A 12,626-nucleotide genomic window follows, 5' to 3' on the forward strand; every position below is an offset into this window, starting at 1 on the left:
TACAAGGAGTTAATTATAATTTAATGCCAGAGAATGTTTGTTTGTTTTTTCGTTCATTCATTGTAGCCGCCCCTTAACTTTTTTCAATTATGCCAACAGACAGTGAAAGGACAAATTGCACTTTCCCATGGAAGATGGATAGCCTCCCGTAAACTTGACTGTTCCGCTGACAAGGCCTGGCTCCTGATTACAGATACCACTCTCTGGTCGACGTGGGGGCCTTCGGTAACCTCTGTTGCCTGTCGGGATACATTCATCACAGCTGACAGCCATGGCCAGGTCGTTACAGCTCTGGGACTTCGCCTGCCTTTTGCAATCACTCGTTACGATAAGGGAAAGTTCTGGAGCTGGCGGATCGGCAAATTCAAAGCAACCGGCCACAGGGTTATTCCCCTGACTGATTACACCTGCAGGCTGGAGTTTGATATGCCCTGGTGGGCCGCTGCCTATATCCCAGTCTGTCTTGTCGCCCTGGACAGAATCGTCAGCCTCTCCGAGTGATTTTCTTCAGGCCGTTTGACCAAGAGTTTTCAACATCAGCTCAGGATCAGGATGATCACCCGCCTCCTTACTTATATAGTGATAGATAACCTCGCCACCAGTGTTAACAATAGCGGCACCACCCAGCTGCAAGGCACTCCCCTGCAGTGAACCTGGAGAAAAACCGGCTTTAAGAGCAGAAAACGCACGGGAAAGAGGCTTCAACCCAAATACCTTGCTCACGCCACTCTGAAACTGGAAGAGCCGAAACGATTCCCTGTCCGGATCTGTGTAGAGTTCTCCTGTGTATCCTGTGGCTCTGCGTAACGCCGGGAAATGTGCGCTATCACCTGAACCGATTACTGCCAACCGCACCTTAAGTGTATCAAATTCAGCTTTTCTTTTTTCAAGTTCAGCGACCTGCTGACGACAAAAGACTCAGCCAAAATGGCGCACGAAAACCAAAACCGCCGTCCTCTCTTCCCAGAGGCTGTTCAGCTTTATTGGCTCCCCCTGCCCGGTATACAGCCGAATTGAATCTGTCTTTTCAGTGGAGAGGTTCTGGACATTCATGATTTCGCCTCCGGGGAAAGTATTGTTGGAGATTTCAGACCGTAATGGCGCAAGTCATTATCAGATCATACCACGTATATAATAATCATATAATTTTCAGGAGAAAGTGCATGTTCTGCTGCAACCCGAATGCTTGACGCCAACTGTATACTCTACTGCAATAGTGTCATATTATAACATTTTTGAGATCTTCCCCCCGTGAACGTCTTCCGTAGCATCCGCTCCCTGCTTTTCAACCACCGGCCCTACTTGCAGAATTACCAAGGAATTGCTGACAAAATTGCCCTGGTTCTCTACCTGGCACGGCTGTTGCTTAATGTGAATCATAATCAGGTAAACAATTATTCCAGTCAGAACCAGTGAGGACGATATGGCAAAAGCACAAGTAGAAGAGTTGTTAATCGCAGGAGGAACGGATTCGAATTTGCGCATGAAGTATGATGCACTGAAAACGATGGATGATTTCCTGGCCGCCGCCGAGAGCGATGGTTACGAGTTCAGCGCCGATGAGCTGGAAGAAGTGCTGAGGGAGTCGGGTGACTCATTCGAATCCTTTGGAAATCCACCAAAGAGAATGATCTGGTGGTTTTAGCCCCCATTATTTCAACATGTACTCTGTTAGAACAGGCCACGAGAATTTACTGCGGAGAATTTCGTCCCAGTCCTGCCCGGGCTAATGGGAAATCGAAACCAGAAGTAAAAAAGCAGACAAAAACGGGGTTACCGGCAGTTCCGGCAACCCCGTTTTTGCTAAGACGATTTCAGCGCAAATATGACACCGCAGTCAAAGTTATGCTGCCGCCAGTTGTCTGAGCTGTTTATACTCCGCCGGGTTGAGCTTAAGCCCTTGCTGCCGCGCCTCATCACGTAATCCAAGCCTTCTCTCACCGGGAAGCCTGGTATTGTCCTGGCCCAGGATCTCTGCAAACAGTGCTTCGATACGTGAATAGAACGCCTCGCCGGATAGTGGGCCGGGAGAAATTGCCATCAGCAATTGCCCCACGTTGGGCGGTTTGCCATCCGCCTCAAAGAATGAACTGGCCTCGTAGCCAAAATTGGATCCAGTCACCGCTGCCGCCAGAATCTCAACCATCAAAACCAGGGCTGCGCCCTTGGCATCTCCCATCGGCAACATGGTGCCGCCCAGTGCCCTGGCCGAATCGGTGGTCGGGTTGCCCTCCGAATCCAGCGCCCAGCCCTCCGGGATATCCCTGTTCTCTTTGCTCGCTACCATGATCTTGCCACGCGCCACCTTGCTTAACGCCAGATCAATCACCATCGGCTCACGATCTTTTCCCGGCACACCAAAAGCAATCGGGTTGGTTCCGAACAGGGCCTGACTCCCGCCCCAGGGGGCTATCGCCTTAGGCGTGTTCGCAAAGAGCAGACCCACGAGCCCTTCCCGGGCCAACTTCTCAACATGGTATCCCGCAGCACCGCAGTGATGGGAGTTGGTTATTGCGGCTACGGCAACACCCATTTCAGGTGCAAGCGCTGTCAGTTCCGAAACAGCCAATTCCATGGCCGGGTAAGCAAAACCATTACCAGCATCCACCCGAACCGCTGCGCCGCGGACCCTGGTTGCCACCGGCTCCGCATTTCCATCTACTTTGCCGCTGGCAGCCTGGCCGCAATAGGATACAAGGCGCGACAAGCCGTGGCCGCGCAGGCCATCCATCTCTGCTGCGATAAGTGCATCAGCTACTGCTTCTGCATTTCGCCTGCTACTGTTATGGTGAACCAGTGCCTGAATTACAAGCTGCCTGATATCAGCTACCGGATACATCTTCTCGTCCATATTTCTTCCTTCCCTCTGTAGCGATCAATCCTCAATGTCGTAATCGCCTTTGCCGCAAATTGAACAACGCAGCACCTGGTCATGCTTTTCGAAGATATGCTCCCACTTCTTCTCTTCAATCATCTCACGCTCTTCTTCGTCACAATGGATGCAAATCCAGCGGTCGCCTTTTTCTGTTTCATATAGATGCATGTCTTTCCTCTAATTTTTTATTATCAATATATAGCACGATGATACGTGTACATCGCACCGAATTTTCAACCTTCGCCCCGAGCATCCTATTGTATTTTTTCGCCGATAGCTATAATTCACTCCCCGATTCGACTCAAACTGAGCAGGTACAATGTCACCGCCCCTCCCAGACTCACCAGCATTGCTCTCAGCCACCAGTGCGGAACCAGCAGGCAACTGATGGTGAGTCCCGCCCATAAAGTAATCAGCGCCCGTCGCAAAATCCTGCCTGAGATACTCTTATCACGCAGGAAATTTCTGATGGCCTCACCAAATTGCGGATGCCTCAACAGCCAGCGCCGCAATTTCGGGGAGGAGCGAAAACTGAGGATTGTGGCCAGAATAAAAAAAGGGACAGTTGGCAGGACAGGCAGAAACACGCCAAGTACACCGAGCCCGATACAGGTATACGCTGCAGCAGCGGTGAGGTATCTGATAATGGGTCGGGAGATCTTTGTCATAACTGAAGACAGGGACACATGCCAACGCCGGGGCAATTGCAACCGGCCGGGTGAAGTTTCAACAGCAGGCTGCCAGGAACAGGTTTATTCAAGGCGGATATTGCCTGAAACAGAATACAGATACATGAAAGCGTCGGCTTTTGCCAGCAAATAGGCCGGTAGCAATTGTTTATGCGCCAGTTGCCCGTCTCATAAACATCTCATGGGCAGAGCGTTTCTCCTCCCCTTTTGCCGGGACCCTCCTGCGATAACTGCCATCAGGATGCATATCCCAGGCGCTGCAGTTATCTTTCTTGAGTATGTTCAGGATCTCATCGAGTTGTACCTTGAGGATACTATCTACAACGGGCACTATGGTTTCCATCCGTCTATTGAGGTTGCGACGCATCCAATCGGCTGAGCCGATGAAAAACTCAGGGTCTCCTCCATTTTCAAAACGATAAATGCGGGAGTGCTCCAGAAACCTGCCAATTGTTGAATAGACCCTGATATTATCCGATAACCCGGGAACTCCCGCACGCAAACAGCAAAGTCCCCGAATATTCAATTCAATCGGCACGCCGGCCGAACTCGCCATATACAACTCGCGAATCATATCGCAATCCTGCAATTGATTCATTTTCGCGAAAATACCGCAAGAGCGCCCACCCCTGGCATGGGCGACCTCCCTGTGGATCAGTTCCACGAAGCGCTCTCTCAGATTGTGTGGAGCCACCATCAACATATCATAACCATGAGATGATACCCCACCGGTAAGTTCATTGAATAGAGCGGCCACGTTTTCCCCGAGCAACCGATTACAGCTGAGAATACCAAGGTCTTCGTAAACTTTTGCGGTTTGCACATTGTAATTGCCAGTGGAGACATGGACATAACGACGAATACCGCTCTGCTCCTCACGAATTACCATGGCCAGCTTCACATGGGTCTTCAAACGTTCCATTCCATACACAACGTGAACTCCAGCCCTCTCCAGCTTCTTGCCCCAGGCGATATTCGGCGCTTCGTCAAAACGCGCGGTGATTTCCACCAACACTACAACCTGTTTCCCCCTGCCGGCGGCCTCCATCAGCGCCTGCATGATCGGCGAATCCTTGCTGGTCCGATAAATTGTCAGTTTAATGGCCAGAACCTTCGGGTCTGAGGCGGCGTAACGGATAAAGCGGAGGACTGAGGTGTCAAAACATTGGTATGGAAGGTGGACAAGGATATCGCCAGCCCGGATCTCCTGAAAAAAGGTCTCCGGATCATCCATGGCGGGATCAGCCAGGCGGGGGTGGGGAGTCGGGGTAAAAGGCGGGTCACGCAGGTCAGACCGCCCCTCCACATTGAACTTCATCAGGTCTGCTGTCGCCAGCAGTCCCTTGATTGCTATAATATCGTCAGGGTCCATCTGCAACTGACTCGCCAGCCATAATTGTAAATTTTCAGGCATATCTTCGCTTACCTGCAGAAGAGTAACACCGGCGAACTTTCTGTAGGTCAGTTCGGCGGTGACCATACCGATGATACAGCCTGGCTGCAATTCCTGCTCATGCTCATCCACATCAAGCCGCTCCCAGGGATTATCCTTTGCCGCCCGTATCACCCTGAAAAAATAGGTCTTCAGCTTTTTCCAGTCCGGGAAAAAACGGCAGACGTTGGCAGCGACAACCTGCTCAAGCGGTACAGCCACCTGGCTGCTGCCTCCAGCTGCCGGCAGTTTCACCCAGCGCGGCCGGTTGGCAGGTATCTTCAGGCGGACGAATTTGCCCCGTCCGCTTTTTTTGCCCTCACCGGTGACGGCTACATTCAAGCCCAGGTTGCTGATGAATGGGAATGGGTGACTGGCATCAACCGCCAGCGGGGTCAGGATGGGTTCGACCGCATCACGATAAAACCTGTCCGCATATCTCCTCTGGTCGACATCCAGATTCTCATAGTCGAGTAGCGCAATTCCCGCCTGGTTCATGGCTGGTCGCAGATGCGACTCCACCAGCCTGCCGACCTTATCGCTCTGCTGGCGCAACTCCTCCCGGCAGGCAATGATCTCTTCGCCGGGAGTACGCCCGCCATCGAGCACTTTGTTTGGTTTTCGTCTTTTTATGTTTCTCAGGCCACCCAGTCGTTTCATGGCAAATTCATCATGCAGCATCCCCATGATTCCTGCAAACTTCACTTTTTCAAGCAAGGGTAGGTCCGGGCTGGCCGTCAGCTCCAGCACTCGCAGGGCGAAGTTGAGCCAGCTCAGCTCCCTGCTGATGAAATATTTTGAATCCTTGACTGGAAGGGCTGCTCCGTTTTCTGTCATAACAGTTGCTCAAAGTTGTGGATTCTTGACCTGTTACCGTAGATGCCACCGTTGACACACATAATTTATTCAATCAAGATCTATACTTAAAACAATTTACGCTCTCTTTATCAGAAGAAGTGAAAAGCTGTAACAGTGACAATTACACATTTTCCCTACCCAGCCATCGAAAGTGCAGAGAACCATGGTTGCAGCTCTGGACACACTCTCCACAGTTCCAGCAATACGCTCCCGATGCTTCACCGAGACTGGGCCGAATGCCCATGGGGCAACTATAATCACAGATTTTACAGGCGGTGCAGCTCTCTTGCTCCCGAACAACCCTCAGGCGGCGACGAGTACCTATCAGCGCCAGTAGAGCTCCGAGCGGGCAAAAGCTGCGGCAATAACAGCGACGGGTAAAAAGCTCCAATGCCAGAACAATCAACAGGATCCCCCCTTCCAGCGCCAGCTTATGAAAAAAGACCAGCATCATCAGTTCGCGGCCGATAAGGCCGGGCGGAGAGAGAAATACAAAGAGCGGTGCCCCAAGAATGAGGCTGACCAGAATCTCCACAATCAGGGTGAACCAGAGCACTTTTTTGGCAACAACCAGTCGATTGTACAAAAAGCGTTGTTTAATGATTTTTCTGCGACCCAGCTCAATCAGCTCCAGAAAGAAGCTCACCGGGCAAAGCCATGAACAGAAGACCCGGCCAAGGCAGAGAGCGATCAATACCGGGATCAGCATACCTATCAGTGATGGCAGATAGATGCCCCTGGTAATAAACAGCGATTCAAGCCCCTCCAGCGGTGATACAAACCAGAGATCACCGACTCCCAGGGACTGGTACCAACCCTGAATGAAATTGATATGGAAATGAAAATTCAGCAGCGGGTTCATTGCTATCAGTAAAAAGGCCAGCGTCAGAACCAGCAGCCTGAGCCTTCCCCACCTGAAACCTGCCCGTCTTTCCCCATGGTGGTGTTGCTTGATTTCAGTAGAAGACTCAACATCGCTCACCGGCTGCATCATCTACTCCCCCTCGGCCCCGGCATAGATGGGTTCGACATTGATCGCCTTGAACCCGTTGCCATCCGTCACCGGGCAGGCATGGGTGCAGAGGCCACATCCCGTACAATGGTTTTCGTCGACCACCGGGCGCAGTTGATCCAGCCGGATCGCTTTTTCCACATAAGGGCACTTGTCGTAACAGGTTCTGCAGAGACTCACCCCCGCATAGGTATAGCAGGTGAAGGTGTTAATCACCGCAAGCCCCATCCGGGTCTCCTGCTGGCGTATCGGCAGCAGGCTACCGGTGGGGCAGACCACAACGCATTTCATACAGAGATAACAGGGAATTTTTTCCGCCTCGACAAGTGGTGTGCCCGCATGGATCCCATGCCGGATATCAAGCATGATGATTGATCGATATGGACACACCTCAACGCACCGGCCACAGCGAATGCACCTGGCAGGAAATTGTTTCTCCGAGACAGCACCCGGCGGCCGCAACCGATTTGTCTGTACCGGGCTTGCAACCAGCCCGGCAGTGGCTGGCGATGTTGCGACAGCCTCTGTTGCGGCAGCGATAAGCCCCGAAACTATCAGACGAAAAAAATCACGCCGGGTCACGAGCCTTCATCAGAAGCCAGTTTAAAACCGAAGGGCCTGGCCAGACTCTCACCCCGTGCCAACTGCGCCGCCTCGTCTTCGGCGTTTAAATAGGTCATACCCACGTTAAGAACATCCTCATTCCCGGTTATCAGCGCAATCACCTTTTCCATCTCTTCAGAAGTTGTGGTGTCGAGAACCGCCACTACATTGCCTGCCCTGTCGTGGCCGAAAATATCTACACTTTCAAGCTGCTGCAGTCTCTTCATTACTCTCCAGGTTCTCTCAGGAATACTGGAAATAACAACTCCGCTGATCGGCATAGCTTACCTCCGGCAAAAATTTTATGTATTCACCATGGCCTTGCCGCCTGAACTCCCGGTGGTCAATGCCTTTTGCTTCTCTATAGCTGCCACAGTCTCGGCCAGGTAACTCACGCGATATACGGCTTGAGCGGTTTCGGTCCCGAGACCCGTTTTACCTGTACTGCACAGATCTTGAACTCGGGTTCAAATGAACCTGGGTCATAGGCATCTTTAGTGACTTTGTTGATCATTCGATCCTGGTGCTGATCATGCCAATAGACGAAGACCATACCTTCAAGGGGGCCTTCATACACCTTGGCGGGCAACACATTTACCCCACGGCGTGATTTCACTTCCACCATATCACCGGGCTTGATACCAAGGCGGGCGGCGTCTTTCGGATTCACCTCGACGAAGGCATACGGGTTGGCCCTCAGCAGCTCAGGTACCCGGCCTGTCATTGACATGGTGTGCCAATGGTCAACGATACGCCCTGTGGAAAGATAGAAGGGATAGTCAGCATCCGGTGTTTCGGCCGGGTCTTCCTGCTCCCGCAGCCAGATCCAGAGCTTTCTATCTTTGTGCGCTTCCCCGTAGAACTGATACGGCTTGTCATCCTTTGCTTCCGTATCCGCCATCGGGTCACGCCCGCGCACGAATTTTTTCACCGTGCCGCCGGTACTGGCCCACGCTTCATCGGGGGCAGGCCACTGCACACCATCTGCCATTTTCGCAAGTACATCATACGTTGCTCCCCGCAGATCATTATCCCTGTGCGCCGTGAGCTTCTGGCTGTATTCATCCCAGATTGCCTTGGGCAGTTCGTAACCTTCTTCAAGGCCGTCAAAGCCTTCATAGCATTTCGCAATAACAGGATCGTCGAGCAGCTTGGCCAGCCTCTTGGCCCATTCCAGGACAATCCACACTTCCGGCTTCGCCCCGGCTGGTGAGTCTATGGCTTTTCTGGTCAACTGCGAACGCCGTTCGGTGCACCCGTAGACACCTGTTTTTTCGAAATGAAACGAAGTCGGCAGCAACAGGTTAGCCTTCTGGGTTGTCAGGGTTGGGAAGATATCGGTACAGACGATAAAAACATCCTCCCTGTCCATTCCCTTGTTATAGAGATTGCAGTTCGGCAGGCTCTGTACCGGGCTGGTGCAGTTAATCCAGAGGGCTTTGATTTTTCCTTCGTTTACTGCCGAAAACATCGCCATGGTGTGCAGACCAGGTTTGGGCGGTATGCGCCCTTCCGGTACGCCCCAGAGTTTTTCCACCTCGTTACGGAGCTTGTCATTGCCGACACCGCGGTGCCCCGGCAGGATATGACACAATCCCCCACCCTCGCGCACACCGCCACAGGCGTTCGGTTGGCCGGTCAGGGAGAGACTGTCCGCCCCGTCCGTGCAGAGTTGTCCGGTCAGAATGTGCAGGTTATGAACCAGATTATTCGCCCACACTCCACGCTTACGCTGGTTGAGCCCCATGGTCCAGAGGCTGAGGGTGCCTTTGGAAGTGGCAAACCAGCGTGCAGCCTGACGGAGTTCATCCTGGGTAAAGGCGTTGCCACACATCTCTACCACCTTGTCCGGGGTATATTGGGCTACCTGGCTGGCATAATCCTCAAAAGAGGCGTCCTCACCCTTACCTTTCTTGAAGCTGGTATAATTGTCGAGAAACTCCTGGTCATACAGCTTCTCTTCAATGATTACATTGGCCATGCCGTTTAACAGCGCCAGATCCGTGCCCGGATCAAACTGCAGATGCATATCTGCGATTCGTGAGGTCTGGGACAGCCTCGGATCGACGTTGATGATCTTAACCAGATCAGGATTATCCATCTTGCGCCGCATGATGCGCCTGAACAGCACCGGGTGCGCCTCCGCCGTGTTGGAACCGATAATAAAAAAACAGTGCGCCTTTTCTATGTCGGAATAGCCACCAATCGGCTCATCCGCCCCGAATGAGGTCATATAGCCGCCCACTGCACTGGCCATGCAGAGCCGTGGATTCCCTTCCACATTGTTTGATTGCAGCCCGGCACGCATCACTTTCTGGAAGAAATAGGTCTCCTCGGTCAGGGCCTGGCCGGAGCCATAGTAGGCGACAGCCTCACCGCCTCCGGCCTTGTGGGCTTCGGCAAATTTCCCCGCCGCGATATCGAGGGCTTCGTCCCAGCTGATCTCTTTGAATTTGTCGGTCTTCTTTTTTCGATACATTGGCTTTGTCAACCGATCAGGATGACGCATGCAGCGCCAGAAGTACATGCCCTTCATGCAGACATAGCCGAAGTTGGTACGTGAGTCCGTGATCCCCCGAACGCCAATCGGGTTACCATCTCTGACTCCCAGATCAACCCGGCAGCCGACTCCGCAGAGCCTGCAACTGCCCGGGTGCCAGGTAACACCCTCGTCCGCCCTCACGCTATTCATGCTGTCGATTGGCAAACTCATTCCCACATAGGATGCAGCCGATAACGCTGCAGCCTTCTTGATGAAATCTCGTCTTGTCTGTGCCATCTGTTCGATCTCCAGGCTATCGGCCTCCAGCAAAGGCAGGTGTTGCCAGCCGGACCGTTTTCAACAGTTATCAGCTACTCCTGAACCTTGAAGGTATGGGGAATATGACACTCATAGCATGGTGTGTCCGGCTCCTTTTCCAGCATATCCGCATGGCAGGTCGCACAGTTGTCTCGTTGCGGGCTCACCACAAAACTCTCGAAAGTGCCGTGGCAGAGATAACACTTGATCATCGCCACACCATGGACCGATTCATACCACTCTGTATACACACTGGGCGTTGCCTCACTATGGCAGTCAGCACAGTCGACATACTGTTCCTGCTCGCTCAATTCCGGATGTTGTTCCTGCTCGTGGCCAGCACCGAAAACAGCGAATGGCTGCGCCAAAAGAAACAGGCTCAAAAACAACAAGGCCGCCGAAAAGATAGCGATTCTCACCATGTCTTTTTTCACCATGACCTCCTCATTAAATTCAGCAAATTGACACCATCATGTTTGCACGACAACTGGCATCCGTTACGGCACATGATTCATTATATGCGCGGCGTTTTCTTTAATCCAGAAATGAGTTAGGGTCGGGGCGGAGCAGATAGAAGATAGGCTTTGAAAGGCAGTAAATACTTTGAATCAGATGGAATTGTCGCTAAAGCATAGAAGACAACAGACACTGTCGGCAAAAAAAGCTGCCGACAGTGCCTGAAGAGGTTGCAATTGTTACCTGTAGTGAACGATCAGCGATAGAGTTTAAACAGGGCCTGGGTTCCGTTATCCGCGCCACCCTCTTCAGCCAACTTCTGGTACAGCTGGCGGGCCAGTTTCAAGCCAGGCAGGTCGAGACCCATGGCATCTGCAGATTCAATGGCAATGGTCATGTCCTTGATGAAGTGCTTGACAAAAAAGCCTGGGGCATAGTCGCCATCGATAATTCGCGGGGCAAGGTTGGAAAGAGACCAGCTGCCGGCAGCACCCGTCTCGATACTCTTGAGCACATTTTTCGGATCAAGTCCTGATTTTTCCGCATAGGCAAGGGACTCGCAGATACCCATCATTCCGGCAGCGATGGCGATCTGGTTGCACATTTTAGTGTGCTGACCGCTGCCCGCTTTGCCTTGATAAACGATATTTTTGCCCATCAGCTCAAACAATGGCAGGACCGCTGCAAAAGCTGCCTCTTCACCTCCCACCATAATGGAGAGCCGTGCTTCGCGGGCACCGATATCTCCGCCGGAAACAGGAGCATCCAGGGAGTGAAGATTCTTTTTCTCAGCCTCAGCAAAAATGCGTGCCGCCAGATCTGGTCTGGAAGTGGTCATATCGACCACATAGCCGCCTTCTTTCATGTTGGCAAGAATTCCGCTCTCACCCAGATACACCTCTTCTACATCGGGCGGAAAACCGACAATGGTAAAAATCACCTGGCATTTTGCCGCAAGTGATGCCACTGAATCTTCCCAGACTGCACCTTCAGCCACCAAGTCTTCAGCTTTCGCCTTGGTGCGGGTATATATATGGGTGGTACAACCACCGTTCATTAAATGACGAGCCATGCTTTTGCCCATCACTCCGATGCCGATAAAACCTACGGTTGTCTGCTGTGGTTCCAATACCATGATGTCTCCTGATGGTTCCTGTCGATTGAGCTATTCAACCTGTTTCATAACGCTGTGACGCCGATATTTCTGCTGACTGCTCCTTGAGTCGTGCCACTTCCTTTCGGGCGGAATTTCGTCTCCAAGGACCTGGTAATACCAGCGAATTCAAAAAATAACAAACATTGCGGTACCCGGCAATAGCTGTCGTGCCGACTTCCAGGCATAATCAGATAGGCGGGTACTGGGACAAAATAGAGCTAACCATTTTGTTGACGAATTCTGTCGTCTTTTCGGGAGTGGGGTTGCTGCTGACGATCTCCGAGCCGGTACCACGCCAGATCAGGGCTCCGGTCCGGGCGTCATAAAAGTCGATTACCAGGATACCAACATCGTACTGGCGTATCATTCCACCCGTACCAAAAGCAACACCGCTGTAGCGGTAACTCCTGCCATAACCATAACCGACACTGGTAGAATACGGCTCGGACTGAATGCGTGTTTCAATCCGGTAATTATAGGTGACAAGAAAATCAGGAGCACCAGGGAAAAGCCCACGACCAGCAAGCCCGGCATTTATTGCCTGCTGAAAGCGCTCATGCAGCAAGGGGTTCTGAACCCGCATGTCTTCACTGGTAGAAGCTGCAGGCTGCTGCCAATGATAGCTGCGATATTGAGAAAAATTTGTACCAGGTTTGTAATCCTGATTGACCCGCACAGTGGAGCAACCTCCCAAGAGCAGAGCAAAGGCCGCTAAGCAGCAGACAAGCATGTTCTTCATATTCCC

At 52.2% G+C, this 12,626-nt stretch carries 13 protein-coding genes and 1 pseudogene; 2 read left to right on the forward strand and 12 right to left on the reverse strand.

Annotated elements, in window-relative coordinates:
* Positions 1-102: 102 nt before the first annotated feature.
* Entirely contained in the window at positions 103-501 is a 399-nt protein-coding gene (locus ACN5NT_RS00270; protein ID WP_419174061.1) for an SRPBCC family protein, read from the forward strand.
* 6 nt (positions 502-507) lie between these two features.
* Here the strand turns inward: ACN5NT_RS00270 and ACN5NT_RS00275 are convergent.
* Positions 508-879, reverse strand: a pseudogene (locus ACN5NT_RS00275) (peroxiredoxin-like family protein); the annotation flags it as partial.
* A gap of 544 nt (positions 880-1,423) precedes the next feature.
* Between ACN5NT_RS00275 and ACN5NT_RS00280 the strand changes: the two are divergent.
* Positions 1,424-1,645, forward strand: a complete 222-nt coding sequence (locus tag ACN5NT_RS00280; protein ID WP_136798668.1) for a Nif11-like leader peptide family natural product precursor — start codon at positions 1,424-1,426, stop codon at positions 1,643-1,645.
* A 198-nt stretch (positions 1,646-1,843) separates the two neighbouring features.
* Here the strand turns inward: ACN5NT_RS00280 and ACN5NT_RS00285 are convergent, their stop codons facing one another.
* The 11 genes from ACN5NT_RS00285 to ACN5NT_RS00335 form a co-directional block, all read right to left on the reverse strand.
* Complete coding sequence (locus ACN5NT_RS00285; RefSeq protein ID WP_419174062.1) at positions 1,844-2,851, reverse strand: Ldh family oxidoreductase; 1,008 nt, start codon at positions 2,849-2,851, stop codon at positions 1,844-1,846.
* Between the two features lie 24 nt (positions 2,852-2,875).
* A complete protein-coding gene (locus ACN5NT_RS00290) occupies positions 2,876-3,043 on the reverse strand; it encodes a hypothetical protein (protein WP_153305561.1) in 168 nt (55 codons plus the stop codon).
* A 116-nt stretch (positions 3,044-3,159) separates the two neighbouring features.
* The gene (locus ACN5NT_RS00295; protein ID WP_419174063.1) at positions 3,160-3,543 is read right to left on the reverse strand and encodes a YbaN family protein; all 384 of its coding nucleotides are present in this window, start codon (positions 3,541-3,543) and stop codon (positions 3,160-3,162) included.
* A gap of 169 nt (positions 3,544-3,712) precedes the next feature.
* Entirely contained in the window at positions 3,713-5,833 is a 2,121-nt protein-coding gene (ppk1, locus tag ACN5NT_RS00300; RefSeq protein WP_419174064.1) for a polyphosphate kinase 1, read from the reverse strand.
* 142 nt (positions 5,834-5,975) lie between these two features.
* Positions 5,976-6,848 (reverse strand): 4Fe-4S binding protein, encoded by an 873-nt coding sequence (locus ACN5NT_RS00305; RefSeq protein ID WP_419174065.1) that lies wholly within the window; start codon positions 6,846-6,848, stop codon positions 5,976-5,978.
* The gene (locus ACN5NT_RS00310; RefSeq protein WP_136798672.1) at positions 6,849-7,448 is read right to left on the reverse strand and encodes a 4Fe-4S dicluster domain-containing protein; all 600 of its coding nucleotides are present in this window, start codon (positions 7,446-7,448) and stop codon (positions 6,849-6,851) included.
* On the reverse strand, positions 7,445-7,750 hold the full coding sequence (locus ACN5NT_RS00315) for a chaperone NapD (protein WP_419174066.1): 306 nt from the start codon (positions 7,748-7,750) through the stop codon (positions 7,445-7,447). The genes ACN5NT_RS00310 and ACN5NT_RS00315 overlap by 4 nt, the downstream gene beginning before the upstream one ends.
* A gap of 110 nt (positions 7,751-7,860) precedes the next feature.
* Positions 7,861-10,248, reverse strand: a complete 2,388-nt coding sequence (locus tag ACN5NT_RS00320; protein WP_419174067.1) for a molybdopterin oxidoreductase family protein — start codon at positions 10,246-10,248, stop codon at positions 7,861-7,863.
* 74 nt (positions 10,249-10,322) lie between these two features.
* Positions 10,323-10,706, reverse strand: coding sequence for a cytochrome c3 family protein (locus ACN5NT_RS00325; RefSeq protein ID WP_419174068.1), 384 nt, complete (start codon positions 10,704-10,706; stop codon positions 10,323-10,325).
* A gap of 275 nt (positions 10,707-10,981) precedes the next feature.
* Positions 10,982-11,860, reverse strand: coding sequence for an NAD(P)-dependent oxidoreductase (locus ACN5NT_RS00330; protein ID WP_419174069.1), 879 nt, complete (start codon positions 11,858-11,860; stop codon positions 10,982-10,984).
* Between the two features lie 208 nt (positions 11,861-12,068).
* Positions 12,069-12,620, reverse strand: a complete 552-nt coding sequence (locus ACN5NT_RS00335) for a DUF4136 domain-containing protein (RefSeq protein WP_136798676.1) — start codon at positions 12,618-12,620, stop codon at positions 12,069-12,071.
* Positions 12,621-12,626: the final 6 nt, after the last annotated feature.

The sequence above is a fragment of the Desulfosediminicola sp. genome (genome assembly GCF_048381775.1).
Lineage (GTDB): Bacteria > Desulfobacterota > Desulfobulbia > Desulfobulbales > Desulfocapsaceae > Desulfopila > Desulfopila ganghwensis.

What these genes read in the sequence shown, in the direction of transcription:
- ACN5NT_RS00315 (WP_419174066.1), bottom strand. Translation starts at nt 7,750, where the DNA reads ATGCCGATCAGCGGAGTTGTTATTTCCAGTATTCCTGAGAGAACCTGG.
- ACN5NT_RS00295 (WP_419174063.1), bottom strand. Translation starts at nt 3,543, where the DNA reads ATGACAAAGATCTCCCGACCCATTATCAGATACCTCACCGCTGCTGCA.
- ACN5NT_RS00335 (WP_136798676.1), bottom strand. Translation starts at nt 12,620, where the DNA reads ATGAAGAACATGCTTGTCTGCTGCTTAGCGGCCTTTGCTCTGCTCTTG.
- ACN5NT_RS00290 (WP_153305561.1), bottom strand. Translation starts at nt 3,043, where the DNA reads ATGCATCTATATGAAACAGAAAAAGGCGACCGCTGGATTTGCATCCAT.
- ppk1 (WP_419174064.1), bottom strand. Translation starts at nt 5,833, where the DNA reads ATGACAGAAAACGGAGCAGCCCTTCCAGTCAAGGATTCAAAATATTTC.
- ACN5NT_RS00305 (WP_419174065.1), bottom strand. Translation starts at nt 6,848, where the DNA reads ATGATGCAGCCGGTGAGCGATGTTGAGTCTTCTACTGAAATCAAGCAA.
- ACN5NT_RS00325 (WP_419174068.1), bottom strand. Translation starts at nt 10,706, where the DNA reads ATGGTGAAAAAAGACATGGTGAGAATCGCTATCTTTTCGGCGGCCTTG.
- ACN5NT_RS00330 (WP_419174069.1), bottom strand. Translation starts at nt 11,860, where the DNA reads ATGGTATTGGAACCACAGCAGACAACCGTAGGTTTTATCGGCATCGGA.
- ACN5NT_RS00320 (WP_419174067.1), bottom strand. Translation starts at nt 10,248, where the DNA reads ATGGCACAGACAAGACGAGATTTCATCAAGAAGGCTGCAGCGTTATCG.
- ACN5NT_RS00280 (WP_136798668.1), top strand. Translation starts at nt 1,424, where the DNA reads ATGGCAAAAGCACAAGTAGAAGAGTTGTTAATCGCAGGAGGAACGGAT.
- ACN5NT_RS00285 (WP_419174062.1), bottom strand. Translation starts at nt 2,851, where the DNA reads ATGGACGAGAAGATGTATCCGGTAGCTGATATCAGGCAGCTTGTAATT.